Raw genomic sequence first — 16954 nt, 5'->3', positions numbered from 1 at the left:
GATAGATTGCACGGAGGATAAGTAGTTTGGTCATGAAAACCAGTAAGTTAAGCATTCGATTATTATGGTATATAACTCCTTTGGTGATATTACCTTTGCTATTTTTAGGTGGCTTTACCCTAACTAATGTAACCAATTCGACCCAAAAACAAGCCGACCTTATAATGAGCCGCTTTGTTGAGCAACAGCAACAAAAGGTTTTTAACTACATAGACTCGTTTCATTCCACAGCAAAACTACTGTCAACCTCACCGGTTTTAAGTGATTTTTTATCAAACGACATTCACGCTGATGGCAGCTATACTCGCCGTTTAGGGGCACTAATGGATGTTTTTGCCAGTTATAGCGAAGCCTACCCAGATATAATTAGTATTAATTTAGTGTCGGCCAGTGGTAAAAGTGACGCGTATTACTCTAACAACCTAACAACTGCACCGCAGTCATACCCATTTTTTAAGCAAGTACTGCAGAGTAATTTGCGCCAGCAACAATTTATGGTGCAAAACAGCGACGGCACCACAAATTTATTTTTTGTACAACGCGTTCAAAGTGTAGATTACTATTTAAAGCGCCCACAACAACTTGGCTTTATAGTATTACAAGTCGAACCTTCTATATTAAATACCAGTATTTTAGAAGCGCCTTACAACAACACTTTAAATTTATTGCTTACAAACGATGGGCAAATTTTATTTAGCTCAGACTACAGTTTACGCGGGCAATACATTACCGAGCACGAGCTTGAACAAGTGCATAATTTAGCTGATGTAGGCACCCTTTCGACTATTGAGCTTTCGAGCATAGACAAAATAGAAAGAATGATTTTTGCCGTACAAATGAGTGGCGGTTATTATTTTGTATCAACCATTCCAAAGGGCGTGCTTTATCAATCGGGTAAGGCTATTAGCTTAATTACAGGCTTAATTGTGATTATTTCGGTGATCACCCTGCCTATTCTTATTTTTGTGGTTGTTCGCAACTTACTACTTAACCCCATTGAGCTTTTAGGGGCGGCTAGCCATCGTGTTGGTGATGGTGATTTATCGGTAAATTTACCGGCTCATACCAATGATGAAGTTGGGGTATTGTTTAACGATTTTAACCACATGATCAACCAAATTAGACACTACCAAGAGCAGCTTGAAGAATATAAACACCACCTAGAAGATAAAGTAGAAAGCCGCACTAAAGCGCTTGAAGCGATGAATAGCCAACTTGAACTTGCGATAGCTCAAGCTGAGCAAGCCAACCAGCTTAAAAGTCGCTTTTTAGCAAATATGAGCCATGAGATACGCACTCCACTTACTGCCATTATGGGTTTTACCGAGCAGTTACTAATTAACGATAAAGTGGTTAACGATAAGCAGCATTTAAACACTATTTTAAGAAACTCTAAACACTTATTAGAGCTAATAAACAACATACTCGATTTATCTAAAATAGAAGCAGAAAAGCTTGCAGTAGAGCAGGCGCCACTCAATGTAGTCCAACTAGTTCACGATATTGAATCAATTATTGAACCGCTAGCACGAGAAAAGCAGCTCGCGTTCAGCATTCATTACGAGCTGCCATTACCACGCACTATTTATAGTGATATGACGCGTTTAAAACAAATCTTAATAAATATCGCCAGTAACGCCGTTAAATTTACCGAACAAGGTAAAGTGTCTATTTGTGTGCATTACTTACAAAGTAAGCAACAGCTTGAGTTTGTGGTTAAAGACACAGGTATTGGTATGTCTGAGCACCAAATAGAGCGTATATTTAAGCCTTTTGAACAAGCTGATGCCACCACAACGCGACGTTTTGGAGGCACAGGCTTAGGTTTGTGTATATCTAAAAACTTAGCACAGTTATTAGGTGGCGATGTCACTTTAAAAAGCGAAATTGGTATAGGCAGTCGCTTTGCTATTACCGTTGATTGCCATATTAACGAGCCTAAACAATCATTAGAGCTTTTAACTGAGAAAGCACAGCTTATTCCAGAAAAAGACCCTTTCTTGTCGTTTGCTACTTCTAGTTTTGATGCCAACATATTGGTGGCCGAAGATAATCCAGATAACCAGCTTCTTATAAAGCTTTTATTACAAACCTGGGGGCTTGAGCCTGATATGGCTAATAACGGTGCTCAAGCGGTAGAAATGGCGCTAGTAAATGACTACCAGCTTATTATTATGGATATGCAAATGCCTGTAATGGGTGGCCTTGAAGCAACTAAAATGCTACGCCATGCCGCCTACGATGGGCCTATAATTGCGCTTACCGCCAATGTAATGAACCATGATATAGACACCTATATAGAAGCGGGTTGCGATAAAGCACTCGCAAAACCAATCGATAAGGACGCGCTTGAAAACGTACTGGTAAGCTACTTAAATCTTGAAAAAGATAATCAAAATAAGTGGGATAGCTTACTAAAAAGTGAAAAGTTTCAGCAAATTAATGACAACTACGTGGCTAACCTGCCAAGTTACCTGCAAAAGGTAAACAGCTTAAAGGCGAGTAACGATGCAGAAGCACTTAGAAGCGTAGCCCATAGCCTAAAAGGCAGTGCGGGGTGCTTCAATTTTGATGATATTTACCACAGTGCTGCTTTATTAGAAGAGAACTTACTAAGTAACGATCAAACACAGCGCCCTACTTTGATCATTAATTTAATCAATGCAATAGAGCAAACTATCGCTAAAAGTAAAGAAACAGCTTAAAGCTTACAAAAAGCCTAAGTTAAGCGCCATACCCATTAGTATGGCGTCCTCATAACCATTTTTAGTCACATCATCGCTCGGGTAATAATTTTTACGTACCGACATTTGCGTAAAGCCAGCATGTTCGTAAAGCTTTATTGCACGCGCGTTTGACTCGCGCACTTCTAAAAACAGGTTTTCAGCATTTTCCTGCTCGCCATATTCAATAAACTGGCTAAGTAACTGCCTTGCAATGCCTTTACCTTGCTCACTGGGTGTTACACATATATCCATAAGGGTAAAGTCAGGCCCAGCCTTTTCACCAATATAAAAACCTACTAGGGTGTTTTCATCAAACGCCGCTAAATTAAAGTAACGACCGCCCATGCAAGAGCTCATTGTTTTAAGAGACCAAGGATGAGAGTGACAAGCGGTTTCAATAGCCATTAATTGAGCTATGGCATTTTCGTTTACAGGCTTAAAGTTTATCAAGGTGTGTACTCATTAAAGCCCATAGAGCGCGCTTATCAGAAGCACTGAGCTGTGAAGATGGTAGTGTAAGCTTATCGTCGGTTAACTCTATACCAGCGCCTTTAAAAACATGATTAATTGTTAAAGAAGGTACGCTTAACCGTATATCACTTAATAACGGCTCACTCAGCGTTAAACGTTCAGCGGCGGTGCTTTGCGAAACGTCTGAAGAAGAGTCACTATTTTTTGGGCGATAGTGCCGATTTAGTTCAAGGTTTTCTATACCAAAAATAGCTGCGTAACGTGGATGCATAACAACTCAGTAAATTAAACACGGGAACAATATATGAAGTAATAAAAACGATGTAAAGAAGAAATGGCAGGGGCGGAGAGATTCGAACTCCCAACCGTCGGTTTTGGAGACCGCTGTTCTACCAATTGGAACTACGCCCCTGCAATGTCGACGAATTATAGAGACCTTTTAGAAAAGGTAAAGTAAAAAATTAACTTTTTAGTTCAACTGCCTTTAAATTATACAAAACGCTGAATTAGCAAGCTAAATAGCGTTATAAAAACACTTTACCAGCCCAGCAGAGCCTAGATGTTATGCTGTAAATACTCTCACGGATAATAATTTAGAGCCGAGCATCACGTATTTCATCCGCCCTCACTATTTATGGCGCCTCCTCCCGCCCTAATGCAGCATTTGAGTGCATAAACAAATCAATAACATTAGCAGCATTTATGATACAGTTTAGCGCCTAGGGGATCCGCGCCTTACCACCTAATTGCATATTTCATCATGTATCTTACATACGCGGATCATTAACAATGCAAATATGGAGGAGCTTTACTATTAGCCGTTGCTAGTAGTTCACGCCGTGTTATATGAAGTTTAAATCAAAAAAATACAGTATCGATTCAACCGATTACCAAGTAGGACAAGACAACGTTAGCAAATGGGGCATGGATATTCATACTAATGTATTTTCTGTTTCTATTGGTCTATCTCTACTTTTTATAATTACCCTGCTTGCCCTATCACCTAACGAAGCAAAAGAGGCAATTAACTCAATAAAAAATGCCGCACTAACTAATTTTGACTACGTATTTATGTGGGGTGCCAATATATTACTGCTGTTTGCAGTAGGCATTGCCGCTTCACCACTGGGTAAAATTCGCCTTGGCGGCGATAAAGCAACGACAGACTATTCAACCTTATCGTGGGTATCTATGCTCTTTGCTGCGGGTATGGGTATTGGCCTTATTTTTTGGGGCGTGGCAGAACCGACTGCGTTTTACACCGACTGGTTTGGCACCCCACTCAATGCAGAACCCTTTAGCACACAAGGCCGCGAAATGGCTTTAGGGGCTACAGTATTCCATTGGGGGCTGCACGCTTGGGCAATTTACGGTATGACCGCTTTATGTTTAGCCTATTTTGTTTATAACAAAGGCTTACCGCTTTCTATGCGCTCTGTATTTTATCCGCTTTTAGGAGACCGAGTTTGGGGCAGGTTAGGTGATGTTATCGATGTAATGGCGGTATTAGTAACCCTTTTTGGTCTTGCGACCTCGTTAGGTTTAGGCGGAGCACAAGCCGCCAGTGGTATTAGCCACGTACTGGGCTTTGAAAGCTCCTTATTATTACAACAAGGCATTATTTTATTAATTATGAGCTTGGCTATCCTCTCTATTGTGCGTGGTATGAATGGTGGCGTAAAACTCCTAAGTAATATAAATATGGGCATCGCCTTCGTGTTTTTGGGGTTAGTGTTTATTTTAAACTTTACCACCGTACTTGATTCTGCCTACACGGCCGTACTCGGCTATATTAAAAATATCATGCCACTAAGCTACAGCACAGGCCGAGAAGATACGCAGTGGCTACATGGCTGGACCGTATTCTATTGGGCGTGGTGGGTTGCATACGCACCTTGCTTTGGTATGTTTGTAGCGCGTATTTCAAAAGGGCGTACCATACGTGAGTTTTTAGTGTACGTATTACTTATTCCTACTCTCGTAACTACCGCGTGGATGTCGGTTTTTGGTGGTGTAGCAATTGATCAAATTATAAATAAAGTTGGGGTACTAGGGGCGAATCAAGGCATTACAGATGTAACGCTTAGTTTGTTTTATATGCTAGATGCTTATTCGTTTGGTACGCTGCTTTCGCTTTTAGCTGTGGCGTTAATAATTATCTTTTTTGTCACCACCCTCGACTCTGGCTCTATTGTAATAGATAGCCTTACATCAGGCGGCAAACTAGAAGTACCTATAAAGCAAAAGTTAGTATGGGCCGTTATTGCCAGTATTATTGCTATGTTAATGCTGTGGATTGGCGGCACCGACTCAATTCAAGCGTTGCAATACATTACTATTATCGCCGCCTTACCTTTTACGTTTATTTTACTGCTTGGCAGCGTGAGTTTAGTAAAAGGCATGCTAACTGAGTTACCCCCTAAAACTTAAAAGCTTAGCCTTAAAGTTAGTGCATAAAAAAGCCCGTTTATTAAACGGGCTTTTTAATGTGCAATAATCAGCTCAGTAAATTAAGCTTACTTATTTGGTATTATTCCCACTCTATGGTGGCAGGTGGTTTACCAGAAATATCGTAAACAACGCGTGAAATACCATCAATTTCGTTAATGATACGGTTAGAAACCACACCTAAAAACTCATACGGTAAATGTGACCAACGTGCCGTCATAAAGTCAATCGTTTCAACACAACGCAGTGATACCACCCAGTCGTATTTACGCGCATCGCCCATAACCCCTACCGACTTAACAGGTAAGAATACAGTAAACGCTTGGCTTACTTTATGGTAAAGCTCGGCTTTGTGTAGCTCTTCAATGAAAATAGCATCAGCACGGCGTAGTAAATCACAGTATTCTTTTTTAATTTCACCTAGTACACGTACACCTAAACCTGGTCCTGGGAATGGGTGGCGATAAAGCATGTCGTACGGTAAACCAAGTTCTAAGCCTATTTTACGTACTTCATCTTTAAATAATTCACGCAATGGTTCAACTAAGCCCATTTTCATGTCATCAGGTAAGCCGCCCACATTGTGGTGAGATTTAATTACGTGTGCTTTACCTGTAGCTGATGCTGCAGATTCAATGACGTCTGGGTAAATAGTACCCTGGCCTAACCATTTGGCATTTTTAAGCTTTTTAGCTTGCTCATCAAATACATTGATAAACGTATGGCCTATGGCTTTGCGTTTTTCTTCTGGGTCTGATTTACCAGCTAGGTCAGCTAAAAATTGATCTTCAGCGTCTACTTTAACAATATTTAAGCCAAACTTATTGCCAAACATATCCATCACTTGCTGACCTTCGTTTAAACGAAGTAAACCATTATCAACAAATACACATGTTAGCTTATCGCCAATGGCACGGTGAATAAGCATAGCCACAACAGATGAATCAACACCGCCTGATAAGCCTAATATCACTTCGTCATCGCCAACGGTTTCTTTGATACGCTCAATGGCATCATCAATAATTTTGGCAGGTGTCCATAATTTTTCACAGCCACAAATATCAATTGCAAAACGCTCTAATAAACGTTGTCCTTGATGTGTGTGCGTTACTTCTGGGTGAAATTGTACACCGTAAAAACGCTTTTCTTCATTAGACATAGCTGCATGCGGACACGTTGGTGTTTTAGCTGTGGTGCTAAAACTTGCCGGCACTTCCATTACTTTGTCGCCGTGGCTCATCCACACATCTAAAACGCCGTTGCCGCCATCAGTAATATGATCTTCAATTGCATCAAATAATGCACAGTTACCCACTTTTTCTACCTGTGCATAACCAAACTCTTTTTTATCAGAGCTATGTACACTACCGCCAAGTTGAGCTGCCATGGTTTGCATGCCGTAACAAATGCCCAGTACTGGCACGCCAGCGTTAAACACATATTCAGGTGCACGCGGGCTGTTCTCTAGTGTGGTTGACTCAGGGCCACCAGATAAAATAATACCTTGTGGATTAAACTCGCGAATTTGCTCTTCGGTCACATCCCATGCCCACAGTTCACAATAAACACCAATTTCGCGGATACGACGCGCGATTAATTGAGTGTACTGCGAACCAAAATCTAAAATTAGAATTCGTGAATCGTGAATATCTTTGCTCATGAAGGATCTCGTAAAGTAGATGCTAGATTCCACTAATTTACTTAGTGGCTATAAAAGAGGGCTGGTAATTCCAGCCCCGTAATTTAAACGTGTTGTTTAACCTAAGCGGTAGTTAGGCGCTTCTTTAGTGATTTGCACATCGTGAACGTGCGACTCACCCATACCTGCAGATGTAACACGTACAAACTGAGGTTTTGTATTTAGCTCTTCAATGGTGGCACAACCCGTTAATCCCATTGCGCTACGAAGGCCACCCACTTGCTGATGAATAATCGTTGCAATTGGGCCTTTATAAGCGACGCGACCTTCAATACCTTCAGGTACTAATTTGTCAGCTTGGTTAGATTTTTGGAAGTAACGATCCGACGAACCTTCTTTTTGATCCATCGCACCTAACGAGCCCATACCACGGTACGATTTGTAGTAACGGCCTTGGTAAAGTTCAACTTCGCCTGGCGCTTCTTCAGTACCCGCAAGCATTGAGCCCACCATTACACACGATGCACCCGCAACCAATGCTTTAACAATATCGCCAGAAAAACGAATACCGCCATCAGCAATGACAGGAATGTCACGCCCTTGTAAGCCATCTACCGCATCAGAAATAGCCGTAATTTGTGGTACACCACAACCTGTAACAATACGCGTAGTACAAATTGAACCTGGGCCAATACCTACTTTAACCGCATCAACACCGGCATCAGCAAGAGCAATAGCGCCTTCGGCAGTGGCAACGTTACCGGCAATAATTTGTAAATCTGGGTACGTTTCGCGAGTTTGAGAAACACGGTCAATAACCCCTTGCGAGTGGCCGTGTGACGTATCGATGAGTAAAACATCAACACCCGCCTCTACTAATGCAGCAATTCGCTCATCAGTACCTGCACCAACACCAACAGCAGCGCCCACACGTAAACGCCCTAGCTCGTCTTTACACGCATTGGGTTTGTCTTGCGCCTTTTGGTAATCTTTTACGGTGATCATGCCTTTTAGCTTAAATGCATCATCAACCACTAAGATTTTTTCAATGCGGTGTTCGTGCATTAAACCCAAAATTTCTTCGCGCGACGCGCCTTCTTTAACTGTTACTAGTTTGTCTTTTTTAGTCATAACGCTAGAAACAGGCTGTTCAAGCTTAGTTTCAAAACGCATGTCACGACCGGTAACAATGCCTAGCAGGTTATTTTCGCTATCAGTCACCGGGAAACCCGAGAACCCTTTTTCTTGCGAAAGAAGCGTTGCATCTGCAATGGTTAAATCGGCAGACACAGTAACAGGAAATGACACAATACCTGCTTCGTAGGTTTTAACTTTACGTACGTTTCTCGCTTGTTCTTCAATAGTCATGTTTTTATGGATAAAACCAAGACCACCTTCCTGCGCGAGGGCAATAGCTAAACGAGCTTCTGTAACAGTATCCATAGATGCTGAAATAAGCGGCAAGTTAAGTTTGATACCACGCGTTAAGCGAGTTGAAATATTTGCCGTGTGTGGCAAAACAGTAGAATGACCAGGTACTAAAAGTACGTCATCAAAGGTAAGAGCTTCTTTAGCGATTCTAAGCATTTTGGCAACTTCTCACATGTGGATCTAAGATAAGGAATTGCGGCCAAATTTTAACAGCGTTGCGCGCATTCGTAAATAATATTTCGCAAATATTTATGATAAACTTATCTCATAACTTACCTCATAATAGTTTTAGGTTGTTTTATATGTTTTCGAAGCCTTCGCAAACGGTATACACCGTGTCGCGCCTTAACAAAGAGATTCGTGCAGTTCTTGAGCAGGGCTTTGCATCGCTTGTTCTAACCGGCGAAATTTCCAACTTTATTACCCCTGCTTCTGGGCACTGGTACTTTTCGTTAAAAGATGAAAAAGCACAAATTAAAGCAGCTATGTGGCGCGGCAATAACCGCAGTCAAAGTTATCGCCCCGAAAACGGCGCTCAAGTAACAGTTAGAGCCCGAGTTTCACTTTACGAACCACGCGGCGATTATCAGCTTATTGTTGAACATATGGAACCTGCAGGTGAAGGCCAGCTTAAGCAAGAATTTGATGCATTAAAAATGCGCTTAGCCGCAGAGGGCTTGTTTAGTTCGGCCTATAAAAAACCACTGCCGCAAAATATAAACCGTGTAGGTGTTATAACCTCAGCAACGGGCGCTGCTATAAAAGATATATTAACCGTACTTAAACGCCGCGCACCACAATTAGACGTCATTATTTACCCAGCCATGGTGCAAGGCAAAGAAGCCCATGTGCATTTAGTTAACCAAATACAGTTAGCCAATGCACGCAATGAGGTAGACGTACTTATTTTAGGGCGAGGCGGTGGCTCACTAGAAGATTTATGGTGCTTTAACCATGAACTGCTTGCCCGCGCTATTTACCAAAGTGAATTACCTATAGTGAGCGCAGTAGGCCACGAAATAGATACAACTATAAGCGACTACGTCGCTGATGTTCGTGCAGCAACGCCTTCTGCAGCGGCTGAACTTGTTAGCCCTAACACGCAAGAGCTACATAATAAGGTGGTTGAGCTCATTAACCGGTTAAATAATGCCTTTAAACACAATATGGCCGATAAACGCGCACTAGCAACACAGTTACAGCATCGGCTTAATTTGTGTCATCCGCGCAATCAACTAAACCAAAAAGCGCAGCGATTAGATGAGCTAACTATAGCCTTACAACAAGGCATGCGTAATCGCCTATACCAACAAGAGCGCACGCTTAATAATTTGATCCCGCGTTTAATGCGTCAATCGCCTGATAAAAAGTTATCGCAGGCCAGTCATCAGCTTATGCAGATACAAACCCGACTTGAGCAAGCAATGCAGCACAAGTTGCAACACGCGCAAAATAGCTTAGCGCTGCAAGCGAGTAGGCTCGACTCGGTAAGCCCACTTAATGTTTTAGCGCGCGGTTACAGCATCACCAAATCTCAACAAGGCAAAGTGGTTAAATCGGTTGCACACATTAAAAAAGGTGACGTGCTAATCACAGAGCTGGTCGATGGCGCTATAAAATCGACCGCGTTGTAAAGCCCTCTTGATTAAAGCTCTGTGGCCATAAATAAAGTGAGTTCGGTGTCGCTTGACGTTGAGGTTGTTCTTTTAAATTGCAACCAAAACTCTTGCTTCATTAACTTATCGTTTAGCTCTCGCCATTGGGTGTGATCAAACGAATCGTTATCAGTTGGTGCGGCAAGTTCAAATTTACATACTGTGGTTTTACACGCTGCGCTGACAATCTCAGGGATAGCACTTAAATCAGAGGTAAGTAAAAAATCTTGCAGTGCTGTTTCTGTTTGATAGGCCCACTCTTCGTTGCGTGTTTGCTCATCAAATTGCGCTTGCAAAACGGCTTGTGCATCAGAGGGGTCGCGCAATTGTTGCGCCGCGTTTTTCATCAAGGTTTTTTGCGCTGCTAATTGCTGCTTAAGCTGAGCAACTTGCTCTTCTAGAGGAAGCTCATCAAGCGGTTGTGGGCCTAGGTTAGGCGGATTATCTTTTTGCACTAAAGCAGTGCTTTGCTCAGGGGCAGCTGGCACAACAGGTCTTGTTGTTGCGTCACTACTTTTAGGTGGCTGAACAACAGGGACCTGCTGCTTTGTATTTGCATGTTGTAACTTAGCGGGGTTTGCGTCACTTGAAACCAAATTAAAGTAGCTCCAGGTTAAACCTACACCCGCAATAAATCCTATCCCTAGTGTTAATAAGCTATTTTTGCTCATTTTAATCCCTTTTAAAATTTTTTATTTGTACAAGTTAATATTACAACATAGCGCTGGTGTGTGATTCGTTCTCAGGTTCTTGAGTGGATAAAAAGTTTTGATTCATACTTTGCGCCGGACAGGGGCAATCCGGTCTGCCAATAATTTTAGCTGGTACGCCTACCGCAGTGGTATGTGGCGGTACCGCTGTAAGTACCACAGAACCTGCGCCAATACGTGCGCCCTCGCCTACTTCAATATTACCCAGCACTTTAGCACCTGCGCCAATAAGCACACCGGCTCTAATTTTAGGATGGCGGTCGCCTTGCTCGTTACCCGTACCGCCAAGCGTGACCGATTGCAGTATTGATACGTTATCTTCAATCACTGCGGTTTCACCAATAACAATACCGGTAGCGTGGTCAAACATTATCCCTTTACCAACCTGACACGCAGGGTGAATATCAACCCCAAACACTTCTGAGGTACGGCTTTGAATAAAACGAGCAAGCTCTTTACGGTTTTGCTGCCACAAACAGTTAGCCAAGCGATGCGCCTGAATAGCATGAAACCCTTTTAAGTTTAAAATAACCGTAAGGTAGGTTTCAGCTGCTGGGTCTCTGTCTTTAACGGCTTTAATGTCTTCGGCAACATAGGTAAGCATGCGGTCGCATTTTACAAACGCTTGGTCGAACAACTCACGTATTGTAAAAGCCGATACCACAGCATCTGCCAATTTATTAGCAACAATAAAGCTTAACGCTGAACCCAAACACTCATGATTTAAAATGCATGAATACACATGACTTGCTAAAAGTGGTTCGCGAGTTACAACTTCATTAGCTTCACTACGAAGCTGTTGCCAAATTTCATGACGCATAATACTACACTGCCTTAAATTGATATAAAAAGAGCTTTTTCCCAAGTTTAACGGATTTAAAGCCTAAGGTGTTAACGCCTTAGTTATTTGTTCTGGTTATTAGGTATAACTAAGGGTAAAAAATTATACGAGTGCTAAATCACTCACACATAAAGCATCTTTTCCTTTATCTTTTGCTTTATAAAGTAAATCGTCTGCTTCTTTGATTAAATACGCCGCTGTAAAATCACTACTTGGTGTAATAGTAGTCAACCCTACACTAACAGTGAGGGTTCTGCTGGGTAATGAATGTTTATTTTCAATGTTTAACTGTTTTAGGTTTTCTAAAATATCGTTCAATACTAACAAAGCCTGATCTGAGTTTGTATTTCCATAAACTAGTACAAATTCTTCACCACCAAAACGCGCGCATAAATCACTGGGCCGTTTAGTGTGTTCATTAAGTACTTTAGCCACCATTTTTAAACATGTATCGCCTTGTTGGTGGCCGTAGGTATCATTAAGTAATTTAAAATCATCAATATCAATTATAGCCAGTGAAAGCGGCATACTTAAACGCTGACAGCGATTCCACTCTTGCTCTAAAAAGGTATCAAAAAAGCCTCGGTTAGCAATATCTGTTAAGCCATCAATAGCGGCAAGTTTTTGTACTTGCTCTTCTGCTAATTTTCGCTCGGTAATATTTTGATGACTAATAGCGTAATACGCATTATCTATATGGTTAAACGAGACCACACGCATCATAAACCAACGTTTTTCATCTTCGCTATGACACGGATATTCTAGATAGAAGTCGCCATTAGCACCTGAAATAACTGATTTAATACCGTTAAATGCTTTTAAACCAAAGCTGTCTCCTTTTTGCGCTGCTTTCTCACACTCAGTTAAGTAATTTTGTTGCTCCCACATATCACAGCAGGCACAGTCGTTTTGTTCACCAAAGTTTTGCCAGCTTCTATTGACGTATACTATATCGCCAGCAGAATTAATAACCACTACTTGGTCGGGCGTGGTATCTAATACCAACTTAAAAAACGCTTTATCGTCAATCACGAGCTTTCCATTTTAGCTTTGTTGTTCACCAGTATAATCACTAACAATTTTTTAACAAAATATTCTTACTTTACTTGATTTATCTAAACGCTAGTTACTTAATTTATTAATGTTAAGTAATACACTATATGACAGTTAAGTGAACTATAAAAATTCATAAAATTTATTTTTATATTAATAATCAAGTACTAATGAAGCATGACAGGGCTGCTGTCATGTGCCAAACTAGCTACTGACATACTACTGACGGCGTAAAAAATAAAAACAAACGCTAAATTAGCATCATCAACTCAACAAGGATAACGATGATGAAAAACGATATATTAAATACAAAACGACTTGGTTATAAATTCTACTTTCAAGATGGCGACAACCAAATAGCCTGCTTTGGTAGTTACTTTACTGGTAAAGAAGAAGTGTACATAAACGATGATTTATTCAGTAAAAAACGCACTATTAATTGTGCGAGCACACATTCTTTTGATTTTGAGGGCTCACAGTATCAAGTAAAGTTTGACATGCTTAACATATTCACAGGGCGCCTAGAATGCACACTTTGTAAAGATGCAAAAATCGTTGCAAAACAAGTTCAATCTAGCCTTTCGGACGACCCTAAAAAGGCAGCATTTTTTCTTGCTGGCTGCACATTAGGCGGAGCGGTGTTTGGCTATACAACGGCAACCATTGTTGAACTATTTGTAGGGAAGCTTTAACGTGCAATTAAATCCTACAACAATTAAATCGCTTAGAAGTAAGTTGAATTGGACACAGCAGCAGCTTGCAGATGCCTGCGACGTAAGCTTGCGGACCATTCAACGAGTAGAAAAACAAGGCGCCGCTTCTAAAGAAACCACTATGGCACTATGCGCGGTACTTGAAGTACGCCAAGGCGAGCTAATTAAACTTGATGAACCTGTAAATGACACCGTTAAAAGTACACCAACTAAAAGCTTTTTAGCGGGCGTTGTTATTAGCTCCTTAATAAGCTTTGCTCTAGGCGCAGGTTCAGTGCTTTTAGCGACTAACTAATACCCTACGCTAATTAAATAAAAATGCCCCAGGCTATAAGCACTGGGGCATTTTTTATATATTGAATAAAGCGCTTAAATTACTGAAACACTTTTTCAACGGCCATTACTTCAATATTTTTAGCTGGGATTGCTAATTTGTAATCGGCAATGACTTTATCCTCAGCAACAAGTTCTGCTGGTTTTTCTGTGTTGTAAACCATTGGCGATGTTTGCTCTGACACTAAACGTTTTTTCATGTCTTCGCCGTCACCGGTAATAAACACATACTGCACGTTGTCTGTTTGCAGGTTATCTTTAATCACGCGATTAACATCAGCAAGTGTTAGCTTTTCAAGTTTATTTGTCACGTACTTTACAAACGACTCCGTATTATAAAATTCGCTATCAAGTGCATAGCCTAACTGGCGGTTTTGACTTGCGACAAGCTGCGGTACGTAGTTAATTAAAAAGTTACGTGTTGCTTCAAAGTCTTTTTCGGTTAAACCATTTTTAATGAGCTTATCCAGCTCAAACAATGCAGTACGCGTTGCAAAGTGTGCATCGTTATTAGAGCGCAGCGGGCGTAACCAGATTTGGAATATTTGCTCAGAGCGTCCTAAGTTTGCATCAGGTTTAGTTTGAAACATACCACGCGGGAAGTACTCAATGTAGGCGTAATCACCGTAGTTCATACCCCGTGTTTGACGAATTCGCTCATACAGGTATGAGTTAGAACTACGATGCTCACCAAAGTACGAACGCACAAGCCAAAGGGCGGTCCAATCTTCGCTGCTACGAATAGTATCAATTGGGAAACCAAACGATACCGCGGTAGATTGCGCTGACTTTTCTACAATTGTTGCATGATGACCTTTAAGTTCTGGCGCATCAGGAATACTTAAACGGCTTTGCTCGCCTTTAGGTAAGGTTGCTAAATCGCTCTTAATTTCGGCTTTAAGTGCTTTTGGCACAGCGCCAATTAAACCCAGTGTTAGTTTAGATTGGGTAAGCTCTGTGTTGTAAAATGCTTTTACATCATCAAGCGTTAGCGCTTCTAAATCCGAAATATCGCCGTAGTTGTAGCTTTCGTATGGGTGGCCTTTATAAAGCGTGCTGTAGAGTACTTCTTTACCAAGCTCTTCGTCGTTAGAGGCTTTTAAGCCCGATTTAATACCGTCGATCATTTCTTTTTTAAGGCGTTTAAAGTCATCGTCTCTAAAACCTGGGTTAAGCAGTTGCTCGCTTATAATTGCATACCATGTTTCAGCATTGTCTTTATGTATACGCCCTTGGAACGACAGCATTTCTTTATCTATTTGATAACCGAAACTACCCGCAAGCGGGTAAAGCGCTTTTTGTATCTCTTTGTAACTCGTACTTTGCGAGCCACCTTGAGCAAGCATAGCGGCTGTAAGCGCAGCAACCCCTTTTTTACCTTTAGGGTCTGCGGCAGCCCCTGTATTGAATAAAAAGTTTACGTCAATCAGTGGCGAGCTATTGGTTTTATCAAGCACTTTAAATACTGGCGCTTCAGGCGCTTTATCAAGCTTTGCAACTAACGCGTTTAAGCTTGCTTCCTGCTCAAACCCTGGCGCTTTATCAAGTGCCGACATAGTTACGGTTGTACGCGCGTCATCTACAAAGTATTTATTAGCCACGGCTTTAATATCTTGTGCTGTGATGTTGTCGGCCGATTTATAAAGTTGGTTAATTACCTCTGGATCGCGCTCAAAATGCATGTACCTTGCAAGGGTTGACGCAATTGCTTGTGATGAATCTAAGCCGTTAATAAAGCTGTATTTAAGGTTCGATTTTAAATCACTTAGTTTTTGCTCATCAACAAGTTCGGTACGTGCTTTTGCGTAAGTGCGATTAATAGCATCGCGTGCTTTTGCTAAATCATCTTCATTTTCTACTTTTACAAATACATGCAATAAACCAGGATCTTTTGTTTCTGGATTATAGGTAAACATTTGACTCGCTATTTGTTTTTCAACAACCAGCTCTTGATATAAATCTGAGTTATTTGAAAAATAAAGTTGTGAGATTAAATCAAGCGCGGCTCTATCTTTTTTTGCAGGCTCCCAGGCCGCTCCTTTGTAAGATACAAGCAACCAATGACCAGGCAGACCTTCGTTTTTCTCATGTACATATTTAGGCGCTTGTTGTGCAGGCTCGGCTTTTATATCGGCAACGTAATTGCCTTTTTTCCAGCCACCCCAATGTTTTTTCACCATCACCATCGTGGCTTTAGGGTCTACATCGCCGACAATTACTAGCGATACATATTCTGGCTTATAAAACTTATCAAAAAATTCTTTACCGTACGCCATTTGATCTGGCATGGCTTCAATATCTTCAAAAAAGCCCATGGTGGTATGTTTATAGGTGTGTGTATCAAACGCTTCTTCGCGAACTGCGCTCAATAACTTACGAATTGGGCTGGCGTTATTTTTTAAATACTCCCCTTTAACCGTTAGCGCTTCGGTTCTAAATTGCTCTTCGGTGTAGGTTAAGTTTTGAAAAATATCGGCTTCAATTTCAAGTACTTTATCAAGGTGCTGCTTTGAAAAGTTTAAATGGTAGTTTGTGTAATCATTAGTGGTGTAAGCACGGTTATCTACCCCTGCATTTTTAAAAATGGCAGTGTATTCGTCTTGCGGGAATTTTTTAGAACCTTTAAACATCATGTGCTCAAAAAAGTGAGCAAACCCGGTTTTACCTTCTTTTACTTCATTTCGTGAACCAACCGATACCGGAATTTGCAGCGACACTACATCGGGGTAATCGGTTTTAACAACCATTACACGTAAGCCGTTATCAAGCTCTTCGATTAAGTACTCTTGCGAAAATACACGCTCATCAGCGGCTGTTGTTTGCTGTTGCTGTGCTGCTTGGGTGTTTTCGCTTTGCTGTGTTGCGCAGCCTGTTAGCGCCAGCGATACCGCTAAGCTTGTTGCTAGTAATTTAAATTTCATTGTTGTCCCTTTT

General features: G+C 41.2%; 13 protein-coding genes and 1 tRNA gene. 5 read left to right on the top strand and 9 right to left on the bottom strand.

Annotated features, from left to right (window positions below; genetic code table 11):
- The first annotated feature begins 32 nt into the window (after nt 1–32).
- Nucleotides 33–2705, top strand: coding sequence for an ATP-binding protein (locus AN393_RS03550; protein WP_055015144.1), 2673 nt, complete (start codon nt 33–35; stop codon nt 2703–2705).
- 3 nt (nt 2706–2708) lie between these two features.
- On the opposite strand, the gene rimI is transcribed toward AN393_RS03550, so the two are convergent.
- The 3 genes from rimI to AN393_RS03535 all read right to left on the bottom strand — a co-directional run bounded on the left by rimI (nt 2709) and on the right by AN393_RS03535 (nt 3609).
- A complete protein-coding gene (gene rimI / locus AN393_RS03545) occupies nt 2709–3176 on the bottom strand; it encodes a ribosomal protein S18-alanine N-acetyltransferase (protein WP_055015143.1) in 468 nt (155 codons plus the stop codon).
- Nucleotides 3163–3468, bottom strand: coding sequence for a hypothetical protein (locus AN393_RS03540; RefSeq protein ID WP_055017339.1), 306 nt, complete (start codon nt 3466–3468; stop codon nt 3163–3165). The genes rimI and AN393_RS03540 overlap by 14 nt, the downstream gene beginning before the upstream one ends.
- 64 nt (nt 3469–3532) lie before the next feature.
- A tRNA-Trp gene (locus AN393_RS03535) sits at nt 3533–3609 on the bottom strand.
- A gap of 434 nt (nt 3610–4043) precedes the next feature.
- On the opposite strand from AN393_RS03535, the gene AN393_RS03530 reads away from it, so the two are divergent.
- Nucleotides 4044–5627: a BCCT family transporter gene (locus tag AN393_RS03530; RefSeq protein ID WP_055017338.1), complete on the top strand. Its 1584-nt coding sequence runs from the start codon at nt 4044–4046 to the stop codon at nt 5625–5627.
- A gap of 100 nt (nt 5628–5727) precedes the next feature.
- Here the strand turns inward: AN393_RS03530 and guaA are convergent, their stop codons facing one another.
- Entirely contained in the window at nt 5728–7305 is a 1578-nt protein-coding gene (gene guaA, locus AN393_RS03525) for a glutamine-hydrolyzing GMP synthase (protein ID WP_055015140.1), read from the bottom strand.
- Between the two features lie 96 nt (nt 7306–7401).
- Nucleotides 7402–8871 carry an IMP dehydrogenase gene (gene guaB, locus AN393_RS03520; RefSeq protein WP_055015139.1) on the bottom strand — a complete coding sequence of 490 codons (1470 nt, stop codon included), beginning with the start codon at nt 8869–8871 and terminating at the stop codon, nt 7402–7404.
- 146 nt (nt 8872–9017) lie between these two features.
- Here guaB and xseA point away from each other — a divergent pair, with 146 nt between their 5' ends.
- Nucleotides 9018–10349 (top strand): exodeoxyribonuclease VII large subunit, encoded by a 1332-nt coding sequence (gene xseA / locus AN393_RS03515; protein WP_055015138.1) that lies wholly within the window; start codon nt 9018–9020, stop codon nt 10347–10349.
- 11 nt (nt 10350–10360) lie between these two features.
- Here the strand turns inward: xseA and AN393_RS03510 are convergent, their stop codons facing one another.
- The 3 genes from AN393_RS03510 to AN393_RS03500 form a co-directional block, all read right to left on the bottom strand.
- Complete coding sequence (locus tag AN393_RS03510) at nt 10361–11041, bottom strand: hypothetical protein (RefSeq protein ID WP_055015137.1); 681 nt, start codon at nt 11039–11041, stop codon at nt 10361–10363.
- A gap of 40 nt (nt 11042–11081) precedes the next feature.
- A complete protein-coding gene (gene cysE / locus AN393_RS03505) occupies nt 11082–11900 on the bottom strand; it encodes a serine O-acetyltransferase (RefSeq protein WP_055015136.1) in 819 nt (272 codons plus the stop codon).
- Nucleotides 11901–12023: 123 nt separating this feature from the next.
- Nucleotides 12024–12953, bottom strand: coding sequence for a diguanylate cyclase (locus AN393_RS03500; protein WP_055015135.1), 930 nt, complete (start codon nt 12951–12953; stop codon nt 12024–12026).
- 305 nt (nt 12954–13258) lie between these two features.
- Between AN393_RS03500 and AN393_RS03495 the strand changes: the two genes are divergently transcribed.
- A complete protein-coding gene (locus AN393_RS03495) occupies nt 13259–13666 on the top strand; it encodes a hypothetical protein (RefSeq protein WP_055015134.1) in 408 nt (135 codons plus the stop codon).
- A 1-nt stretch (nt 13667) separates the two neighbouring features.
- On the top strand, nt 13668–13982 hold the full coding sequence (locus tag AN393_RS03490) for a helix-turn-helix transcriptional regulator (RefSeq protein ID WP_055015133.1): 315 nt from the start codon (nt 13668–13670) through the stop codon (nt 13980–13982).
- 79 nt (nt 13983–14061) lie between these two features.
- Here the strand turns inward: AN393_RS03490 and AN393_RS03485 are convergent, their stop codons facing one another.
- The gene (locus tag AN393_RS03485; RefSeq protein WP_055017337.1) at nt 14062–16941 is read right to left on the bottom strand and encodes a pitrilysin family protein; all 2880 of its coding nucleotides are present in this window, start codon (nt 16939–16941) and stop codon (nt 14062–14064) included.
- Nucleotides 16942–16954: the final 13 nt, after the last annotated feature.

Origin of the sequence: Pseudoalteromonas sp. P1-25, from assembly GCF_001401805.1 — a bacterium.
Lineage (GTDB): Bacteria > Pseudomonadota > Gammaproteobacteria > Enterobacterales > Alteromonadaceae > Pseudoalteromonas.
Note: the sequence above shows the minus strand (reverse complement) of the source record. Positions and strands in the feature narration are given on the sequence as shown.

What these genes read in the sequence shown, in the direction of transcription:
- AN393_RS03495 (WP_055015134.1), top strand. Translation starts at nt 13,259, where the DNA reads ATGATGAAAAACGATATATTAAATACAAAACGACTTGGTTATAAATTC.
- cysE (WP_055015136.1), bottom strand. Translation starts at nt 11,900, where the DNA reads ATGCGTCATGAAATTTGGCAACAGCTTCGTAGTGAAGCTAATGAAGTT.
- AN393_RS03550 (WP_055015144.1), top strand. Translation starts at nt 33, where the DNA reads ATGAAAACCAGTAAGTTAAGCATTCGATTATTATGGTATATAACTCCT.
- AN393_RS03510 (WP_055015137.1), bottom strand. Translation starts at nt 11,041, where the DNA reads ATGAGCAAAAATAGCTTATTAACACTAGGGATAGGATTTATTGCGGGT.
- guaB (WP_055015139.1), bottom strand. Translation starts at nt 8,871, where the DNA reads ATGCTTAGAATCGCTAAAGAAGCTCTTACCTTTGATGACGTACTTTTA.
- AN393_RS03540 (WP_055017339.1), bottom strand. Translation starts at nt 3,468, where the DNA reads ATGCATCCACGTTACGCAGCTATTTTTGGTATAGAAAACCTTGAACTA.
- guaA (WP_055015140.1), bottom strand. Translation starts at nt 7,305, where the DNA reads ATGAGCAAAGATATTCACGATTCACGAATTCTAATTTTAGATTTTGGT.
- AN393_RS03485 (WP_055017337.1), bottom strand. Translation starts at nt 16,941, where the DNA reads ATGAAATTTAAATTACTAGCAACAAGCTTAGCGGTATCGCTGGCGCTA.
- AN393_RS03530 (WP_055017338.1), top strand. Translation starts at nt 4,044, where the DNA reads ATGAAGTTTAAATCAAAAAAATACAGTATCGATTCAACCGATTACCAA.
- xseA (WP_055015138.1), top strand. Translation starts at nt 9,018, where the DNA reads ATGTTTTCGAAGCCTTCGCAAACGGTATACACCGTGTCGCGCCTTAAC.